The organism is Pseudoalteromonas sp. TAE56, from assembly GCF_000497955.1.
Classification (GTDB): domain Bacteria; phylum Pseudomonadota; class Gammaproteobacteria; order Enterobacterales; family Alteromonadaceae; genus Pseudoalteromonas.
The window spans coordinates 1-20,531 of the sequence record NZ_AUTN01000155.1 but is presented as its reverse complement, the minus strand read 5'-3'; the positions used below and the strand labels follow the sequence as shown (position 1 = coordinate 20,531).

The 20,531-nt window shown below is 39.3% G+C and carries 14 protein-coding genes and 1 pseudogene; 7 read left to right on the top strand and 8 right to left on the bottom strand.

Features of this window, described 5'->3' with window-relative positions; translation table 11 throughout:
- Position 1: 1 nt before the first annotated feature.
- Both L656_RS0119790 and L656_RS0119785 read right to left on the bottom strand, forming a co-directional pair.
- Positions 2-2,155, bottom strand: coding sequence for an FAD-dependent oxidoreductase (locus L656_RS0119790; protein ID WP_024600496.1), 2,154 nt, complete (start codon positions 2,153-2,155; stop codon positions 2-4).
- 19 nt (positions 2,156-2,174) lie between these two features.
- Positions 2,175-4,535 carry a TonB-dependent receptor gene (locus L656_RS0119785; RefSeq protein WP_024600495.1) on the bottom strand — a complete coding sequence of 787 codons (2,361 nt, stop codon included), beginning with the start codon at positions 4,533-4,535 and terminating at the stop codon, positions 2,175-2,177.
- A 348-nt stretch (positions 4,536-4,883) separates the two neighbouring features.
- Here L656_RS0119785 and L656_RS0119780 point away from each other — a divergent pair, with 348 nt between their 5' ends.
- Both L656_RS0119780 and L656_RS0119775 read left to right on the top strand, forming a co-directional pair.
- Positions 4,884-5,297, top strand: a complete 414-nt coding sequence (locus L656_RS0119780) for a hypothetical protein (protein ID WP_024600494.1) — start codon at positions 4,884-4,886, stop codon at positions 5,295-5,297.
- 286 nt (positions 5,298-5,583) lie between these two features.
- A complete protein-coding gene (locus tag L656_RS0119775) occupies positions 5,584-8,100 on the top strand; it encodes a plasma-membrane proton-efflux P-type ATPase (protein ID WP_024600493.1) in 2,517 nt (838 codons plus the stop codon).
- Between the two features lie 124 nt (positions 8,101-8,224).
- Here L656_RS0119775 and L656_RS0119770 read toward each other — a convergent pair whose 3' ends face one another.
- Positions 8,225-8,650: a hemerythrin domain-containing protein gene (locus tag L656_RS0119770; RefSeq protein ID WP_024600492.1), complete on the bottom strand. Its 426-nt coding sequence runs from the start codon at positions 8,648-8,650 to the stop codon at positions 8,225-8,227.
- 347 nt (positions 8,651-8,997) lie between these two features.
- On the opposite strand from L656_RS0119770, the gene L656_RS0119765 reads away from it, so the two are divergent.
- Genes L656_RS0119765 through L656_RS0119755 form a run of 3 tightly spaced genes read left to right on the top strand, consistent with a single transcriptional unit; the run spans position 8,998 to position 9,825 of the window.
- The gene (locus tag L656_RS0119765; RefSeq protein ID WP_024600491.1) at positions 8,998-9,252 is read left to right on the top strand and encodes a hypothetical protein; all 255 of its coding nucleotides are present in this window, start codon (positions 8,998-9,000) and stop codon (positions 9,250-9,252) included.
- Between the two features lie 59 nt (positions 9,253-9,311).
- The gene (locus tag L656_RS0119760; protein WP_024600490.1) at positions 9,312-9,569 is read left to right on the top strand and encodes a hypothetical protein; all 258 of its coding nucleotides are present in this window, start codon (positions 9,312-9,314) and stop codon (positions 9,567-9,569) included.
- A gap of 37 nt (positions 9,570-9,606) precedes the next feature.
- Positions 9,607-9,825, top strand: coding sequence for a DUF6500 family protein (locus L656_RS0119755; protein ID WP_024600489.1), 219 nt, complete (start codon positions 9,607-9,609; stop codon positions 9,823-9,825).
- A 36-nt stretch (positions 9,826-9,861) separates the two neighbouring features.
- Here L656_RS0119755 and L656_RS0119750 read toward each other — a convergent pair whose 3' ends face one another.
- Entirely contained in the window at positions 9,862-11,781 is a 1,920-nt protein-coding gene (locus L656_RS0119750; protein WP_024600488.1) for a tetratricopeptide repeat-containing diguanylate cyclase, read from the bottom strand.
- A 177-nt stretch (positions 11,782-11,958) separates the two neighbouring features.
- Positions 11,959-13,614 carry an RluA family pseudouridine synthase gene (locus L656_RS0119745; RefSeq protein ID WP_024600487.1) on the bottom strand — a complete coding sequence of 552 codons (1,656 nt, stop codon included), beginning with the start codon at positions 13,612-13,614 and terminating at the stop codon, positions 11,959-11,961.
- 320 nt (positions 13,615-13,934) lie between these two features.
- On the opposite strand from L656_RS0119745, the gene poxB reads away from it, so the two are divergent.
- Positions 13,935-15,659 (top strand): ubiquinone-dependent pyruvate dehydrogenase, encoded by a 1,725-nt coding sequence (poxB, locus tag L656_RS0119740; RefSeq protein ID WP_024600486.1) that lies wholly within the window; start codon positions 13,935-13,937, stop codon positions 15,657-15,659.
- A gap of 244 nt (positions 15,660-15,903) precedes the next feature.
- Here the strand turns inward: poxB and L656_RS0119735 are convergent, their stop codons facing one another.
- The 3 genes from L656_RS0119735 to L656_RS0119725 form a co-directional block, all read right to left on the bottom strand.
- A complete protein-coding gene (locus tag L656_RS0119735; RefSeq protein WP_024600485.1) occupies positions 15,904-17,094 on the bottom strand; it encodes a threonine/serine ThrE exporter family protein in 1,191 nt (396 codons plus the stop codon).
- A gap of 116 nt (positions 17,095-17,210) precedes the next feature.
- Positions 17,211-18,440, bottom strand: a complete 1,230-nt coding sequence (locus tag L656_RS0119730) for a glycosyltransferase (protein WP_024600484.1) — start codon at positions 18,438-18,440, stop codon at positions 17,211-17,213.
- Positions 18,437-19,432: a LacI family DNA-binding transcriptional regulator gene (locus tag L656_RS0119725; RefSeq protein ID WP_024600483.1), complete on the bottom strand. Its 996-nt coding sequence runs from the start codon at positions 19,430-19,432 to the stop codon at positions 18,437-18,439. Before L656_RS0119725 ends, L656_RS0119730 begins: the two co-directional genes overlap by 4 nt.
- A gap of 166 nt (positions 19,433-19,598) precedes the next feature.
- On the opposite strand from L656_RS0119725, the pseudogene L656_RS0119720 reads away from it, so the two are divergent.
- Positions 19,599-20,531: pseudogene (locus tag L656_RS0119720) on the top strand (PD40 domain-containing protein); the annotation flags it as partial.

Genomic DNA, 20,531 nt, shown 5'->3' with positions numbered 1-20,531 from the left:
ATTAACCTCGACGCCAAGTATGGTATTTTTCGAGCAAGTTAAGCACTTTTTCAGGTGCATGAGCGCGTTTCCACTCGCCTGCTGCGTACTTATTACCTTCAGCCCAAGTAGGATAGCTGTGTATAGTACCGAGTATTTTATTAAGGCCTAAGCCGTGTTTCATTGCCAGTACAAACTCAGCAATCAAATCGCCAGCGTGTTCAGATACCACAGTAACACCGAGTATTTTGTCTTTGCCTTTGGGTGTAATCACTTTAATAAAGCCTTTTGTAGCGCTGTCGGTAATTGCACGGTCTAGCTCTTCAAATTCAAAGCGAGTAATTTCGTAATCTATGCCTTTATCTTTTGCGTCTTGCTCGTTTAAGCCAACACGTGCTACTTCAGGGTCAATAAATGTAGTCCACGGAATAACGCGGTAATCTACTTTAAACTTTTTAAGGTGACCAAATAAACCGTTTACCGCTGCGTACCAACCTTGATGGGCTGCCACATGTGTAAACTGGTATGGACCTACAATATCGCCTGCTGCAAAAATATTTGGGTATAGCGTTTCCAAGTATTCGTTAGTTACAACAGTACGGTTTGTTTCTATGCCCAGCTCTTCAAGGCCATAACCTTTAAGGCGCGCACTTCTACCAACGGCACATAATAGCTCGTCATATTCAATATCTATTTCTTTGTCGTCATGCTTAACAACAATATATTTTTTACCATCGCGAGTTTCACAGCGAAGTGCTTGGTGCGATGTTAAAATATTAACGCCACTTTCGGTTAACGCTTCGTGAGCAAAAGTAGACACTTCAAGGTCTTCTTTGATCATGATGCGTTCGCTCATTTCAATTTGCGTAACACTTGAACCTAAACGTGCAAAGCTTTGTGCTAATTCGCTACCAATTGGACCGCCACCTAGTACTACCAATTTTTTAGGTGCCTCATCCAGCTCTGCAAATTTATTCCACAATGTATCGCTTGTTACATAGCCTGTTTCTTCAATGCCAGGTAGTGGCGGTACAAATGGGCGTGCGCCAGTTGCAATCACAATAGTACGAGCGGTGAGTGTTTGCGTGCCACCGTCGTTAAGTTTAATTTCTACAGTCCACGGGTCTATTAATTTACCGTAACCTTTTACAACATCTACGCCTAAGTCGGTGTAGCGCTCAACACTGTCGTGTGGTGCTACATCTGCAATTACTTTGTGTACACGTGCCATTACTTTTTTGAACGAAAACTGCGGTGTTGCGTTTTCTAGACCGTAGTTTTCACCGTGGCGAATTTGCTCTGCAATTTTAGCACTTTTAATAACGGCTTTACTTGGAACACAACCGTAGTTTAAACAGTCGCCGCCCATTTCGCCCGCTTCAATAAGGGTTACTTTTGCTTTAACAGCAGCAGCAATATAACTTGTTACCAAACCACCTGCGCCTGCACCAATAACAATCATGTTACGGTCGAATTTTTTAGGCTTAGTGTAGTTTTTGTATACGCGACGTTTTTTAAACACGTTTAAGATTCCTTTAGCAATGAATGGGAAAATGCCCAATAAAGCGAATGATAAGATTAAGTTGAATGATAAAATTCCAGATAAGCTCTCTATTTGCGCCAGTTGCGTACCTGCATTAACAAATACAAATGTACCGGCGAGCATACCTGCTTGGCTTACCCAGTAATAAGTCCATGACTTTATTGAAGTAACACCCATTAATAGGTTTATTAAAAAGAACGGAAACACCGGCACTAAACGAAGAGTAAATAAGTAAAATCCACCTTCTTTTTCAACGCCTGCATCAATTGCAGCTAAGCGCTCAGGAAAGCGTTGTTTAATAGTGTCGCGTAGTAAGTAACGCGATACTAAAAAGGCAAGTGTTGCGCCAATAGTTGATGCAAAAGATGCAACCAATAAGCCTTCAACTAAACCAAACAATGCACCTGCTGCAAGTGTTAAAATAGCTGCGCCTGGTAACGAGAGAGCTGTTACAACTACATACAATAAAAAGAATCCACCAATAACTAATAGCGGTGACTGCTCTTTGTATTGGTTAAACTGATCCATCGACCCTTTTAAGCCATCAAGCGTAAGTAGTTGGTGTAAGTCAAAATGAAAGAACAGGCCGACGGCGGCCGCTGCAATCAATAATAAAAATATTTTTTTAATCATGTTCTCTCTCAAACCGCTCTTAAAAATTATGGGTTAGTGTTAATTTTGCGTTTATTGGCAATTCAGGAAATGCCAATGTTGCGCCAAAGTAACCGCCTTCAAATACTGGGCGCCAGTTTTTTTGATTCGTTACGTTGTTCACATCTAACCGTAACTTGGTACTAGGCGTAAAAGCATAGCTAGTATTTACGTTTAGTGTGTACTGATCACGAATTTTTACCGTCGCCAAAAAGTCTAATGGGTAACTCTTTGTATATAGACCTGAAAAACCCGTTTGCCATTTCGAATTAATTGAATAATTTCCGTTAAAGCTGAAAGATTGCTCAGGGATGCCCTGCACACGGGTGTTTGAAGGTGCAAAAGCGGTAAAGCTAGGTGCGCCAACACTGGTACCTTCAATAATATCTGGACGTGAGTTGTCAAATGCATCAGCTACTTGAGCCGAATCTTGACTACTTGCAGAATTATCGTAGCGAGCGTCAATATAGCTGTAGCCAGCACTTAGCCAATAAGGGTAGGCGTCATAAAATACTTGGCTTTCAAAGCCGGTAGTACGAATGCCAGTGTTACTACCATCACGATTACGTAAACTACGACGTTGGCTAAATACGGCTCCATCGGCGTACCAATCGCTGTTAGTTGGTGCGTATTTTAAACCAAATTCAACTAAGGTATTTTCGGTTGAAAAATTTTGTGCGCTAATTGTGTTGTCGCCACCAAGAGACGTGCCGCCAGCCATGCTATTTGATGTGGCTTCGTTGTAACTTGCTGCACCATAAGTGGTGTAATCACCATTCAATCGGTAGTTAAAGCTTATTTGCCCCGAATGTAGCTTATCGTTAATGCTATCACGAGCTGCAATTTCACCCTCTGGCGCTATTGGGTCGTGCGCGTCTACGTCATAAAAATCAATGCGGTAGCCAACACTTGTATGAAACTTATCAGTCCAATCTGAGTCTTGTTGAATAGCAAAACCTGTTTGCCATGAACGCGAATCGGTCGTGTCTGATAGGTTAAAGTCGCCGCTACCATCGTTATTAATATCGTACTGACCACCTGGAGATACAAATACACCTGGGCTAATTTCAATTAAACGCGCTTGTTGTTCACTTGTTAAAGGTATACGGCGGTTTGAAAGTGGGCCTGTTAAGTCAATAGGCAAGTCTGCTTCTGTTGTAAATTGGCTGTAGCCTAATACGCGGTTATAACGCACATCAAATGCAAAAATTGTTTGCTGGTCGCTATTCCAAAGATAGGTAAGCTCGGTACGGTTTTGCGCCGTGTCTGCACCATCTATAATTTCAACAAAGCTATTTTGTGCAATTTCTTCGCGTTGTAAGTGCTGAAAATACGTAATGTTTTTTATTGATGCATTGCTAGAAAGTTCACGCTTATAAATACTGTGTAGTAAATAGGTAGTAGCTTCGTTTTGATTATCAGGGTCGGTAAGTACTGTACTGCGATCAATTTTAACTTGTCCAGTAGGTGAGATTATTGAACCTGCTGCTGGTACGGTACTACCGTTTGCTTGCACGCCTTGACCGGTAATATAAAGGCCGTTATCTATTAGCGCTTGAGTAGGGCGGTTAATACCGGCGTTATCGGTAAATTCAACTTGGTATAATTCAAAGTTAATATCCCAGCTGCTTTTGTCATCGGGTAATACACGTAATGATGCAAATAAGCTGTCGCTTTTAGTTCCCGAAAAATCGTAGTAACTGCCGTTATCAATATGTTCAGCGCTTACTCTAAAACCTACTTTATCTTTTACAATGGGTGCACTGTAATCAACTAAAACACTGTATTGATCCCATCGACCTGCAGATACAGTTGCTTTGCCTTTGCTTTCATCCGTAGATGCTTTTTTAGAATGTAAGTTTACAAAACCACCATTGCGTTGGCTTGAGCCAAATAATACTGGTGGCGCGCCCTTTACTACATCTATCTGTTCTATAGAGTTGAACGATAACGGCACACCAAAGCCATTATTACCAGCTTGACGACGTGTACCATCTTGAAAAAGCTCACCCAGCTGCCCACGAATAGTAGGTAAACTTGGTGCGCCAAAACCACTGGCTGAATAGGTATTAGGGCTTACTGCGAGTACGTCTTGTAGGCTCGTAATATTAAGTTGTTCTATTAATTCGCTTGAAATAGGCGTTACAGAGCGGGCTATATCTTGTAGTGCTAAATTATCACCAAAAGGCCCATCAACTGTTGCATCCTTAACCGAAAGCCCCTGAGATTTAATAACTTGGCCTGCCACTTCAATACGCTCAATTGTGCCACCTTTTGTTGTTTTTGATTCTTCGGCTGCAAAAGCATTAAGTGGTGTATTTAATATTGTGGCTAGGGAAAGTGCTAAATATGCGTGTTTCAAACGTTTTCTCTCTACGGTTAAAATGTTGTTGGCGATAAAGACCGAAGGCTATAAAAATAACTTTCAGTTAAATTGTGTTTCTTTTTGTTTTTTAGAACATAAGCCTAAGCAAGTATTTTAAAGTAGTACTTAAGTGCTTAAATTTAATGGTTTATGTAAACAACTGCTTTTTAACATGTTTTTAAGCATAGTATACTTTTATAAAGCGTGTGCGGCACTGTTTAAGTTTTATCAATAAAGACTTAAAACAGATCGTTAATAAAAATAATTACTATTTTTTGAAATAAAAAATAATTTATACGGTCTAGGTTACTTCAACGTTTATTAATATTCATTTAAGGAAATTTTATGACAGGTTCAATGAGTTCTGATGTGCAAAACCGCTTGCAATGGTCACTTTTATCTTTGCGTTTAGGCGTGTTTATTGTAATGGTTATGTGGACGTTCGATAAATTCGTAAATCCTGGTCATAGCGCACGTATTTTCGAACATTTTTACGGTATTAGTGGCTCATCTGATATTGTTGCTTATATAATTGGTGCTCTTCAACTTGTATTAGTATTGGCATTTTTAGCGGGTATTAAAAAGCGCATCACTTACGGTATCATTTTTGTAATGCATGGCTTATCAACGCTTTCTTCTTATAACCAGTATATAGATGGCTTTAACAACTTATTATTCTTCACTGCATGGCCAATGTGGGCTGCGTGTTTTGCACTTTACTTATTACGCGACCAAGACGTAAAATTTACTGTAAAGTAATAAAACAATAGTTATACCCTTAAGGTTGTAGCTAAAAATACATTGGGCTGAGTTGCTTACTATTTCAGCCTAATGTATAGCCTTTGAGCACTTCTTCTAACAATCCAACCTCTTTGTTATCTTCTAAAATAATCCTTTTTATATTATTTCATCCTAAATATTGCGTTAGATCAAAGTTAATATATTTGTAAGAACAATATCGACAGCTTTAGTTTATGTTAGCTATACGGTTAGTAGGTTTTAATTACCTCAAGTTATTCAACTCAATGTTGTATAGAAGGCTCGTATGGAAAAGGTTAAAATTTCGTCGGCGCATCAGTCATCAAATCGTTCAGAGAACAAGTCTTCACACAATCAAAATTGCGATGAATGGAGCAAGCTTGATTTAGTACAATTACAAGCAAAGCTAAAAACATCATCCGACGGGTTAAGCCAAGCTGATGCCACACAAAGATTAGCACAATATGGACCTAACGAACTAGTTGAAGAAAAACCAAATTTATTACTCAAGTTTTTATCTTACTTTTGGGGGCCAATACCGTGGATGATCGAGGCCGCTATTATTTTATCGGCACTTGCTAAACACTGGGCCGATTTTTTTATTATTCTTGTATTATTGTTGTCCAACGTATTGGTCGGCTTTTGGGAAGAACACCAAGCGGGTAATGCAATTGCTGCATTAAAAGCAAAATTAGCTAACAAAGCACGCGTTCGCCGCGATACTCAATGGCAAAACTTAAATGCCAGCGAACTTGTACCAGGTGATGTTATTAGAATGCGGATGGGCGATATAGTGGCTGCAGATGCGCGTTTGCTAGATGGCGATACAGTAGAAGTCGATCAATCATCACTTACGGGTGAGTCGTTACCAGTTGTAAAGTCGGCGGGTGAGACTGTTTATTCGGGCTCTATTATTCGCCAAGGTGAAATAGAAGCAATAGTTTACGCAACCGGCGCTAATACCTTTTTTGGTAAAACAGCACAGTTAGTACAAGGGGAGCGAACCGCAAGTCATTTTCAGCGAGCAGTGCTTAAAATTGGTAATTATTTAATAATGCTTGCTGCGGCTTTAGTACTGCTTATAGTTATTGTTGCTTTGTTTCGCGATGATCCAATGATCACCACATTACAGTTTGCACTCGTACTAACCGTTGCGGCAATACCAGTCGCCATGCCAACAGTACTATCAGTTACTATGGCTGTAGGCGCTCGTTTATTGGCTAAAAAGCAAGTGGTTGTAACACGTTTAGCTGCAATTGAAGAGCTAGCGGGTGTTGATATTTTGTGCTCTGATAAAACAGGCACACTCACGCAAAATTTATTAACGTTAGGTGACCCACTTTGTGTTGATAATGCACTTAATGAAGTAACCTGCGATGACGTTATATTGAACGCCGCATTAGCATCTCGCTTAGAAAATAACGATCCGATTGACTTAGCAGTATTACAAAGTGTTAAAGCCGATCAAAATCTAGATTCTTACCATATAGAACATTTTCAGCCATTTGATCCCGTGAGCAAACGTACTGAAGCGTCAATTAAAAATGCTGATGGTAAAACGTTTAAAGTAACCAAAGGTGCACCACAAGTTATTTTAGCCTTGTCGGCTAATATTGAGGCAGTTAAAACTCAAGTTGAGGCGTCAATAGATGAATTTGCAGCGCGTGGGTTTCGCTCTTTAGCGGTTGCTAAAACAGACGAGCAAGGTAACTGGCAATTTATAGGTGTATTGCCGCTTTTTGATCCACCGCGTGAAGAAGCAATACAAACCATTGCCGATGCAAAAGAAATGGGTATGAACGTTAAAATGGTCACGGGCGACCAAGTGGCCATTGCACGCGAAACGGCAAGTAAACTGGGTTTAGGAACAAACATTCTTGATGCTAGTGGATTTGGTGCAACGGAGCATCACCAAACAACGCAGTTAGATGACTCGATCGAGAGCGCTGACGGATTCGCGCAAGTATTCCCTGAACATAAATACCATATTATTGATGTGCTTCAGCATAGAGGGCACATTGTTGGTATGACAGGAGATGGCGTAAATGACGCGCCAGCACTTAAAAAAGCTGACTGTGGTATTGCTGTATCGGGAGCTACCGATGCCGCGCGTTCAGCAGCCTCAATTGTGTTAATGACCGATGGCTTATCGGTCATTATTGATGCAGTTAAAGAAAGCCGAAAAATATTTCAACGCATGAACAGTTACGCTATTTACAGGGTTGCTGAAACACTACGCGTATTACTTTTTATGACAATGGCGATATTAATTTTTAACTTTTATCCGTTAACAGCCGTCATGATTGTAATGCTTGCTTTACTTAACGATGCCGCCATTTTGTCTATTGCATACGACAATGTGCATTATCAAAATAAGCCCGAAACATGGAATATGCGGCTCGTTTTAGGTATTGCATCTGTGCTGGGAATTGTAGGGCCAATCGCAGCCTTTGGTTTATTTTACTTGGGCGATAAAGTATTTGAACTCGACCGTCCTCATCTTCAAACATTAATGTACTTATTACTTTCTGTAGCAGGGCATTTGACTATATTTTTAGCGCGTACCCGAGGTCCATTTTGGTCTATTAAACCGTCTGCTATATTAATGGTCGCCGTATTTGGCACGCAAGTTATAGCAACACTTATTGCTGTTTATGGTGTGTTTATGACCCCACTAGGATGGGGGTGGGCACTTGCCGTGTGGGCATATGCTTTGGTGTGGTTTTTTATTAACGATGGTTTGAAGCTAGTGGCTTATCGAATTTTTGATCCAACAGAAGCACCCTTGCTAGAGAAGAGTTAACGCATAGGCTTAAAAATGAAAAAATGGTTATAAGCCAAGTGGCTTATAACCAATAGTACACAAGGGAGTGTATATAAGGTGGTTCAATTATTTGTGAATAGAGTTACTCACAAATAAAAATTATTTAGTGCATTGCATCGTTATATTGCTTTGCTAAGCTTTGTTTTTGCCCTTCGGTTAGTGCTTTACCAGCCAATTGAAATACTTCGTGTTCTTCTTCGCTTAAGTGATGATGTACCAAATGGTGCAGCTTTTTAGCTGCAACTAACCATGCAGACGAGCTCATTTCGGTATCTTCAAGTTGTTCAATTAATTCATCAATTTCGTGATGTTCAGCTACGCTGTGGCGCGCTTTTTCATGAGTTAAGTCATCAAACATAAGTGGGTTGTAAAAGTAACGTTCTTCAAATTTTGCGTGTTGTTCTAGTTCTGTTTTTAGCTCGTCCATTAGCGTGTGGCGCTGCTCTGTTTCGCCGTGCGTTTGAATAAGCGCATCTACTAATTCTCGTTGTTTGTCATGATCGTGACGTAGTGCTTCAAAAATATTCATAACTAATCCTTTTACAATTTATTTGCTTATATCACTAATGTGCAAACTAAATGCCAAATATTAAGTTGATGTATTTTATTGCTTTTATTTTTATTTTTTATTTTTATGCTCATATCACTGTAAATTTTACAGTGATATGAATGCAATAATTTCAGGATTTTACATAGTTCAATTATAAAGGGAGTATAAATCCCTACAGAACCTTACAAATATTTACTGGTTGTTTATTTTATTGCAGTGATAAAGTAGCAACATTATTTAGGTACAACCTATATGTATTACTCCCACATATAATACCAATCGGTATAAATGCAGGTAGCACGTTAACTGAATAGGATAGTTTAAGGATGCACATAATAAGCCCCATCGCCGCATTATTGCTGTGCGCTTTACTAAGTGCGTGTAGTACAACCCCGCGTTCTGACCCTAACTTATGCATTGAAGAGGCTGAAATGGTTGATCGAAATGGCGCTCAAACAAGCTCAGAAGTTTATAATGAATGCATTAGCGCACAAATTAAAAAGGATGATAAAAACGACACTTTTTTTGATGCCATCGGTACGTTCTTTTTTGAATTTTTTGTAATGGTGGTAGAAAAGTAAATAGGCTAACTTGCAGCTGTGATTTAAATTAAATAAGTTGCGTAAAGATAGGATTAGTTATGAAGCAATTATTGATAGTAATTCCACTTTTTTTATTACTAAGCGCTTGTGCGGCAAAGCCTTACTCAGGCTCGGCAAAATGTATGGAACAAGCAGATATTGCATACGAAACCGATACACGTAAAAATGAAACATTAGATAATGAATGTAAAGCTGCAAAAGTAAATACGCCTAATAAAGAGCTTGAGTATCATGGCTTGGTTGATAGAAGCCTTTTGCAGCTAATCGTTAGCTTTTTAAATGGTGTATTTCAATAGTACATATACAGTAAAAATATAACTAAATAAGGTATGTATGAGGGAAGAACTAAGAGCAAAAATAATTACCGTATGCGATAAAAAAATAGCAGTTAAAGGAGAAAATGTAGGGCTTTCTTTTTATGCATTTTTTGCCAATAAAAACGACGATCCAGAGCTACTTATGGAAGCTGCTACTTGGTGGATACACACCCATAAATTAGATCATTTTGTAAAAGCACATAAAATTAAACAAATGGTTTTAGACGAACTTTAGTCAAGTAAGTGAGCCAATACTTTTAGCTGTGTTTATTTAATCAACTACGACTTGGTTTCTTCCGTTTTCTTTTGCTTTATAAAGTAATTTATCTGCATGCTTAATAAGAATATCTAGTGTGCTTTTTAAAGGGCTACTTACAGAGGCTCCTGCACTAAAAGTGATTTTTGTATCTGTAGGAAAGTCTTCTATATTACTGCAATGCTTGGCGAAGCTAATGGCGAGTCGGTTAAATATATCGCGAATTATTCGTTCATCAGCCGTATTTAGTGCAAATAACCATTCTTCGCCGCCGTAACGGCCAAACTGATGATCATCACAGAGTGTTTCTCTTGCAGCTTTTGCAAAGGCAATAAGAACTAAATCGCCAACATCGTGACCAAAATGGTCGTTAACTTTTTTAAAGTAGTCTAAGTCAACAATTGCTATAGTCATTTTACCTTCACCAAGTTTTGCTTCTGCTGCGCGCATTATTCCTCTGCGATTAGGGCAATTTGTTAGGTAATCTGTTAATGAAATATCGTGATACTTTTGACGTTGTCGAGCTTGTCGATAAAATAAAAATAACGAAGCAATCACTAAAATAAACGCAATAGCAGCGCTAAGTCGCCAAATTATTTTTTGATGATATTCTTCTTTAGCTTGTAGCTCACTAATATCTTTTGCGTACTCTAGTTGCTGTATTTTTTCTTCTTTTTCTTTTACTTCAAACTGTATCTGTAGTGTTTTTATATTATTTTCACTGGTTGCTTCGTAGTGTTTTTTTGTATAAAGGAGCTTTTGTTCAATTGCTTCAAAAGCCTCGTCAGTGTGGTTAAGGCGTCGTTTTAGCTCATAGCGTTTACTTAAAAAATCGGCTTTATAAATACTGCGGCTGAATTTATCTAATTTTAAAAACACCTCATCGTTTGCTTCATTTGCTTGATCAAGTAAATCTAGTTTTATATATATGTCAGCTAACAAAATGAGCGATGCGAGTTGCATATCATAAACACCTGCAGAACGAGCAAGCTCAATGTTCTCTTTAGTTAAAGTTAAAGCTTTATCGTAGTTGGCTTGTAAGTACTCAATGCTAGCAATTGAGTACTGAGCAAAGGTTAAGCCTTTTTGCATATTAACTTTTTTGAAATAGAGCAATGCTTTGTCTAGGTATATTAAGGCATCTTTAGGTTTCTTAATCTCCAGCAATACATTGCCTAAGCTCCAATATGCTTTTGAGGTAAAAAGCCCATCTTGTGTTTGCTCATATGCCGCAACCGCTTTTTTTGCATAATATACGGCTTTGTCTTTTTCGTTTAGATAATTATATGCATCGGCTATTTTTCTAAAAAAGTATCCTTGAGATGCTGAATCGTCATCTTTTAATGCTAATTCTAACCCCTCTAGTGCAACATTTAGGGTCTTTTTCAATGCATCTGTATCGGTGTAATAGTAAGCAAGTGCTCGTAAAATAATGATTTTTTCTTTAGTTGAATGCTGTTGCAAGCTCTCTTCTAATTTTGTGGCTAGCGTTTGTGCTGGAGCTGGGTTTGGCTCCCTCGCTAGAGACTTGAGTTGTGATTCGAGAAATAATAAATATACACTTTTTTGATTTGGTAACTCTTTGTTCTTTAAGTAATAGGATAAGTGTGTGTTTAACGCTTCGTATTTTTCTTGTCTAAAAAGTAACTCCGCATACAAAGCGGCCGCTTCTAAATGAAGGTTTTCCCAATTTTGCTCTTTGCTTATTTTAAACGCTTGAGTGAGTTTGTCTTCATTTTGAAGATAGTCTAGTTCATTTAGTTTTATGTTATTGATGAGGGTTTGAGTTGTTTCAAAGTCTAGCGCATGTAAAGTTGCACTTAATGAATCGCCGTTAGCTGAGGCAAGCTTACTTAGAAGTAAAAATAAAATGAGAACAATATACTTTGCCCATAAAGTATTACCTAAAATCTTTATTTGTGTATTGTTAGCCATGTTAATCCTTTGCTGACTTATTTTTATTATTGAAATAATTATTCACATTGCTTAATAAACTTGGGCTTGAACAATTTTTTATACTCATCATTGAAGAAAAAGACCACAAACGATATCAATTTAATTAATAAAAACCAACACATTGTATAATATAATGGTTGTAGCTATGTGTTTTTATTAAAAATCTGCGGCTACTTCAAACTCTAATCGTTTAAGTGTAATTGGGTGAGTAAATGCTAAGTATTCTGCATGTAAATGTAATCTATCGGCTTTTTGCCCGTAATGTGTGTCGCCTATAATTGGCATGTTTAAACCTAAACTGTGCGCGCAATGCACTCTTAATTGATGAGTACGCCCTGTTTTAGGATATAACTGTAATCGGGTAATATTGTTGTTACGCTCTAAAACGTGCCAGGTAGTAAGTGATGGCTTACCGTGTTTGTAACACACCATTTGGCGCGGTTTATCATCAAAGTCGAGCACTAAGGGTAAATCAATTACTCCGCTATCCTCAGCTACATTACCATTAACTAATGCGACATAACGTTTATCTATAGTGCGGTCAATAAATTGCTTTTGCAGTGCTTTGTGCACGCGTTTATTAAGTGCAATCATCAATAACCCAGAAGTCGACATATCTAACCTGTGCACAATTAGTGGGCCTGATGCCTCTGGAAACTGCGTTTTGATTCGCATATAAACAGAGTCTTCAATATTTACGCCAGGCACCGATAAAAACTCAGCGGGCTTATTTACCACAAGTAAGTCGTCATCTTTATAAACAATATTTAAATCTTTACCTTGAGCTGGGTTGATAAGTAGCGGGTTATCTTCAACATCTAAACCCTTTAGCATGTGCCCAAGTATTGGTTGGCATTTACTGTAACAAGAAGGGTAGTAGTTTTTATGTTGCCTAATTGCTGATTTAGGTGCAGCTCCCCACCAAAATTCAGCCATTGCAAGTGGCTTTAAGCCATGTTTATAGGCGTATTGTAATAATTTAGGCGCTGCACAATCGCCAGCACCCGAAGGAGGAGTATGCTCAGGCAGTGCTGCAAATATGGCATTTAAGTCTGTAGTTTCACCATTTGCATTTAAAAATTGGTACTGTGCAAATAGCTTTTTTTGTAAGCTTTTAGAAAGCGTTTTACGGCGTTTTTTTAAATGAGCAATTTCATCAGAAATATTGATGTGTGTTTGCTGCAGTGACTCGATTATATTTTGCCAATAGGCTTTAAGTGCCAGCAGTTGCTTTTTTTCTACGATACTTTGCCCTGCAAGCTTATTTTTTAACTGCTCAAAATCACTTTCGCTAAGCTCTAATTTGCCTTCGGTACGTTGTATTTTTCGTTGCTGGCGACCGGCTTGCATTACTGTCTGTTGGGCTAATAGTGCTTGCTGGTAGCTTTGTGTTGCATCATCAAGTTTGCTATTAACTTCATGCAGTTGTTCGCTATTTTCTAATTGCTCAATTTGAGCATTAATATCGTTAATTATTTTACTTTGAGCTAAATAGCTATCGTCTTGCAGTTGCAAGCTAGAAACTGGCGGTACAAAGCTAATATTGGCTTTATCACCTTCAATTTGCCCCGAATAAGCACTTAAAAAGCCTAATTGTTGCTTAGCATTTTGCACCACTAAAACTCCAAACATTTTACCTGCATTTTCTGCTTTTAAATGCGTTAACGTTTCAAGTTGTTGCTGTAATTGTTTTGTGGCTGCTACAGCTAATGGTTGCGGCTCGTAATAAAAAGGGAAAGTAAACTTTTCAGGAAGCGCGAGAGAATCAATATTTTGAGAAAATAATGTAAAGCACGAAGCAGAATTTGACATAGAAGTAAGAGAAAAACATTCAGTAAAATAATTGAGCGCATAATAACATATTCATAGTTAAGCCACTAAAAATCTCGCACCCGCATATTTATAGACACTTTAAAGCGGACATTCATGTTTTATGTATCAGTATGGGGCGTAGCAAACCTAGGAGTATCGTTTGTTAGTAAAGTCTCGGTAGTAATATATCTATCATTATCAAAATATTTAGGCTTATCGATTCTCAATAATTGAGCGCATTTCGAAACGATGACTTACTTGATAGATCAGAGGCGAAAAATCAATTTACAGAATAACTGAATATTTAGGAGTTCTATATTATGAGTCAAAATATTGCAAGTTTTATCACTAAAACTCTCGAACAAGCTGGCGTAAAACGTATTTGGGGAGTCACTGGCGATTCACTTAACGGCATTAGTGAAAGTCTGCGAAAAATGGGAACAATTGAATGGCTAGGAACGCGACATGAAGAAGTTGCCGCATTTGCAGCCGGTGGCGAAGCGCATTTATCAGGAGAGCTTGCGGTGTGTGCGGGTTCTTGTGGCCCAGGTAATCTTCATTTAATTAATGGTCTATTTGATTGTCAGCGTAATAATGTACCAGTATTAGCAATTGCCGCACATATTCCTTCATCTGAAATTGGCAGTAGTTATTTTCAAGAAACCCATCCGCAAGAATTATTTAAAGAATGCAGTGTGTATTGTGAAATGGTGTCGAGCCCCGAGCAAATGCCGTACCTGCTAGAAACCGCAATGCGACAAGCAATATTAAATAAAGGCGTGAGTGTACTTGTGCTACCTGGCGACATTGCATTAAAAGATATGCCTAAAGCTATTAAGCCAAAATGGAATGTGCCAAAACCAGCAACGCATACTCCCGCTTTATCTGATATTGAAGCAATGGCGACTCATCTTAATAAAAGTAAAAAAGTAACCTTGTTGTGTGGTGCTGGTTGTAAAGATGCCCACGACGAAATTGTTGCGCTAGCCGAAAAATTACAAGCACCGATAGTGCATGCTATGCGTGGTAAAGAATTTATTGAGTACGATAACCCTTACGATGTTGGTATGACCGGATTCATTGGCTTTGCGTCGGGGTATCATGCAATGCAAGAAGCCGATACATTACTTATGATTGGTACGAGCTTTCCTTATCGTGCATTTTATCCCGAAAATACCACTATATTGCAAATTGATAATCAGGCCGCGTCACTCGGGCGACACGTGCAAATTGACTGTGGCGTATTAGGCGATACAAAAAATTCAGTGACCACTCTGCTTGATTATATTAAAGGTGAACGGAGCAGTTCGCACTTAGAAAAAAGTGTTAAAAACTACAAAGAGTCTCGACAGGATCTGGACGAACTTGCCAGTGGCAAAACCTCGCAAAATTTAATTCACCCGCAATACCTAACACGTTTACTCAACGAGCAAGCGGCTGACGATGCTGTTTTTACTTGTGATGTAGGTACGCCAACAGTGTGGGCTGCGCGTTATTTGTCAATGAATGGAAAGCGCCGCTTAATTGGATCGTTTAATCATGGTTCTATGGCAAATGCCATGTCGCAGGCAATGGGGGTTCAATCTGTAGATAGAGACCGCCAAGTCATTGCAATGTGTGGTGATGGTGGCTTTTCGATGTTAATGGGCGATTTAATCTCACTTAAGCAGCTTAATTTACCAATCAAAATTGTTGTATATAATAATCGCTCACTTAGTTTTGTGGCGCTTGAAATGAAAGCTAGTGGGTTTTTATCAAGCGATACCGATTTAGAAAACCCAAGTTTTGCTAACATTGCAGAGGCCTGTGGCTTAAAAGGGATTCATGTGGACGACCCTGAAAAATTACCATCGGCAATGAACGAGATGATGAATCACTCAGGGCCTGTTGTTTTAGAAGTCGATACCGCAAAACAAGAGCTTTCAATGCCACCGCAAATCAAATTAGAGCAAGCAAAAGGCTTTAGCGTTTACATGATGAAAGCGCTGATAAATGGCAAAGGAAACGAAATTGTAGAGCTTGCCAAAACTAACTGGTCACGCTAGTTAAGTTACTTCCCTGTTGAGTATTTTGGCTCAATAGGGAAGTGTAAATTAGAAGTAGGATATGATTAAAATGGAAGGTTTTTTAGTATAGTGTTGGAATTACTACGATGCTTTTGAGCTCACTCAAGTGCGATGTAAAGAGCTAAAACACTTAGCATTGGCATCAATTGCTACTTGGTAGTTGTTTTAGTTTAACGTTTCACTCGCTTTACTCAATCAAAGTAAAGCGAGCGCTCAGTATCACTTACAAACTCTTTTTAGGCGGTAGGGCGACGTTTGCAAATATTAGTCCTGCAACAAGCGACATAAATATTAAAAACGTTTGTTGGCCTATGTGTTCTGCGTATATAAAGTCTTGGCCTTCAATTAGTGAGTTTAAGCCAATATAGGTTTTGCTACCTGGTACTAATACAATTAAGCCTTGCATGGCCACAATAGAGGCTGGNCCCACCGATAAAGCACCCACAAACGTACCTAGCGTGTAATCAAGATACATAGCCGAACCAATACTGGTGCCATACGCTATAAAGCCTGATGCAATAGACCAAACCGCATGCTTAAGTTTGGTTCTAAAAATCACGATTAAGCTGCTACAAAGTAAAAATATAGCCAGCCATGCGGTCCATTTTGGTAATGGCTCAGGTTGTACAAAGTCGGCTTGCCCAAAGAGTGCAAAGCCAATACCTATACCAATAAAACCACCAAAATACAGTTTAAACAACAGCATAAACGAGTCCATTACCCTTGCTGTGCCCGACACTAAATGCCGTGCTGCAAGCTCTGCTAAACCAAGCGCAAGTGCTAAACCGGGTATAAATACAATAATGGCCGAAAGTACTACCAAGCGTATATTTATTTCAGGCGTTATATACACGCTTACTGCACATGCAAGTACTGCTGATATTATGGCAACTAATGGCTCAAGCATGTGAGCTACGCGTTTTGAGCGACCAGACCAAAGCACAAACACATAAACGACTAAAGTAAGCAGCGATGACCAAATAACATCAGTCCAGCTAGTACCCATTAGCATAGCAAACGCACCGCCAGAAGTTGCAAAGGCAACGCCCGTTGTTAATTTATTATATGGGTTTGGCATCACAAAAATTGCGTCTAGCTGCGCATCAACTTCTTGTAAACTTAGCTTGTCGTCAAGCATTTGGTTTACAAGGTCGTCGGTGTCGGCAAGTGAGCCTAAATCGTGATCGCCAGGGTCTACACGTGCAACGTGGGTGTACTCATCTTCGTGGCCATCGGTCCAAATAACAAACGTTACAGAGGTTGGCGACATAACAAATGACGATTTAAGTCCTAAGTAAGTAGCCACTTCCATTAGGTGGGCTTCTAGGCGGTAGGCTGGGGTGCCATACTTGTGAAGCATTTTACCCAATTTAACGATAAATTTGCGTTTTTCTGTAAAGGTTGCAGTTTTCAAATCTTTTTGGACCAAATATTGCGATAACTAAGCTAAAAATATAGACAATACAGCTAAAACTGCCCACGTTTGATGGGCGCGATTTTAAACACTAATTGGTGTGTGTCTAGTCATTTTTAATCTAATTTTTTATTTTTTTCAGCTATCCATTGCGACATGTATTGAGTGCTGCGCATTGTATGATGTTTGAGCATTTGGCCTGTGAAGTTTTTTTCGCGATGAGCGCTTAAATCGCAACTTATTGAATCAATTTTTTGGATTAACGCAGCGCTTAATTGGGCTTTATCGTACAGCGTATTAAGGAGTGTATTACCATCTTGCTGCGCTTGTTCAAAGTCACTTTGATTGTTGTGCATTTCAATGGCAGCGTTGGCAAAGGCATCGGCTGTGTTGGCTATTTTACCAGGCCATGGTAAATCGTTATGCATGCCCTCTGCGCCAATGTTAGTGGTAACGCTGGGTGTTTGCATTATCATGGCCTCAAGCAATTTACCTTTAATGCCTGCACCAAAGCGCAGTGGAGCTAAACATACACGCGCACTTTGCATTACATCAAACGCATTATCGGCCCAACCTTTTATTAAAAACCCTGTTTTAGGGTTATTTAGTGCCGTGGCTTTTGGTGGTGGGTAAGAGCCATAAATATGTAGTTCTGCTTTTGGGAGTTGCTTGCGAATAAGTGGCCATATTTTTTGTAAATAAAGTACAGCATCCCAGTTTGGCGCGTGTCTAAAGTTACCTATAGTCATAAAGTGCTGGCGCTGCTCAAACGTTTTTGTACTTATAGGCAGTGAGCTTAAATCGACCATAAACGGTAAATGGTGTAATAAGCTTGGCTCTATTTTAAATACGCTGTTTAGTAGGCTCATTTCGTAACTTGAAATAATTAAGCTTAGGTCGCAGCGTAAAATAGCGGCAATTTCGCGTTTTGCTATGTCTGAATGTAAATCGCTGGTTGTAAAGTCACGCTCACCTTTAAACGCTTCGTGGCGAGCATTACGTAGGCACTGTAAATCTTCGGTATCTAAAATTTTAATTGCGTGTGGGCAATGTTTATCGACGCGCCAGCCAAATTGTTCTTCCATCATAAAACGGTCAAACATGACTATATCTGGATTATAGGCTTTAACGTATTCGTCAAAGCTGTCGCAGTTTAGTGCAATGCTTTGACTGGTTATGCCGAAGTCGTCAAGGTTTACCATGTGATCGGTGCGCTGCGCGGGCGTTGCAAATTCAACGTCCCAGTTTTGCGCTCTAAATGCATTTAATAACGACATCATGTGCGTTCCCGCAGCAGACGAATTTGGCTCTGGCCATACGTAGCCAATTACCAGCACTTTTTTCATTGGCTAGAATCTCTAATTTGTAAGTTTACATTTACCAGTGTTTTTACTGGCGGGGCTGTATTTTGTAGTAGCTCTTGCAGTATTAAAAGGCACCGCTTGGCTATATCGGTTGTACTTATAGCCACGGTGGTTAAGTGATTATTTATAACCGCGCTATTAGGAATATGGTGGCAACTCACTACTTTAATACAGTGATGCGTTAATGAGTTAATAGCGGCAATAACACCTTGAGCAATAATATCGTTTGAACACACCACTGCGTTTAATGTTGGGTTATGTTTATATGCTTCTATAAATGCATTTTTAGCGCTAAGGGCTGTGTTTACTGCGCAGTGTATGGGGGCTAATGGATTAATGCTGTGCTGCGCGCAAGCGGTATTAAAGCCACTTTGTAGTGCTTGTGAATCATTTAAAGTAAGTTCACTGCCTATAAATGCAATGTTTGTCACGCCTTGTGCGAGCAAATGCATACTGGCTACGTGGCTGGCTTTTTTATAGTCGGGTAATACACAAGGAGCTGCGCTAAAAGGCACTTCACTCATTACGGTAATTACTTTGTGTTGCGCGCTGAGCGTATCAAGCCATTTGGGGCAAGTATTAGCAACGGGGCAAATAATAAATGCAGCAGCGTTGTATTCTTTTAAGTTTTTAACTGCGTTTGCTTGTAGTTCAAGACTATTATTACTGCTTACAATCATGGCTTGTAGGCCACTTTCGTTTAACAAAAGTTGTAAGCTGGTAGCAAGTTGCGCCATAGTTGGGTTAGTTAAATCGTTTATTACTATGGCCACTAAATTTGAGCGCTTTGAGCGCATAGCAGCGGCATCACGATTATAAACGTAACCAAGCTCATCAATCGCTTTTAGTATTTTTTGTTTACTTTTATTGCCCACTTTATCGCTTTGGGTAAGTACCAAAGATACGGTTGATTTTGATACACCAGCACGCTCTGCAACATCAAAAATAGTGACTGATTTGGCTTTGTTATGCATTGTATTTTAAGTACCGCAGTGGTGAATAAATAGCGCTGTAGTTTAGCTTAATCAGCACTATTAAGTCATCTTTTAGAGGTGTTTAACTTACCTTAATACTTTATGAACAAAGCAAAACGTGTTTATATACGCTTATAAGAGTAAAAAATAACAAAAGGATAAAAACATGAGCGCTTTTAGGCTGTTAGTTGCCTTTATTTGTTGTGCGGCATTAGTACCAACAAGTTACGCCGAGCAGGGCTATCAAACCCCATCACCTGAACTTGCAGCATTGGTTGATGCTAAGTTAGCACCCACTAGTTACTTATCGAGCGATGGCCAGTGGTTAGCGCTTTTTGAACGCAAACGTGTAGTAACCCTTGATGAACTTGCAAAAGAAGAGCTTAAGCTTGCTGGTATTAAGCTAAACCCCGCTAATTTTTCGCGCTCTCGTGTGAGTGCCAAATTTAGTGCCGTGGAGCTAAAGCATGTTCAAAGCGGATCAGTTATTAGCATTAACAACTTACCTAATGGCATTATTCGCTCACCTAAATGGTCATCTAATAGTCAATATTTAGCCTTTGTTGTTGAGCAACCAACCCAAGCCAACTTATGGCTTTACAGCGTTGAAACTAAACAAGCAAAAGAGCTTTCAAGCGCTGCATTAAATTCGGTATTAACTGCCTCACCATATAAATGGCTGCCAGATAGCAGCGCCATTGTTGCAAATCTTGCTGTTAATTTTGGTAAGCCAAAGCTTGAAAATAACAGCCAAAACGTAGTGCCTGTTATTCAACAAAGTACTGGCGAGAAAGCGCCAGCACGTACTTACCAAAATTTATTAACAAGCCCGTTTGATGAATCACAATTTAAGTTTTACGGTCAAGGACAACTGGCTTACATAACGCTTGATGGCAATACCCAAGCAATAGGTAGCCCTTCTTTATTTAAATCATTTTCGGTATCACCTGATTCTACCAATATTTTAGTAGCCGGTATTAATGAGCCGTTTTCGTATCAAGTGCCTTACAGCCGATTTGCAAGCACATGGCAAATATGGGGCATGCGCGGCTATGCATTAGCAGAGCTGGCAAAACAGCCACTTGCCGATAACATTCCA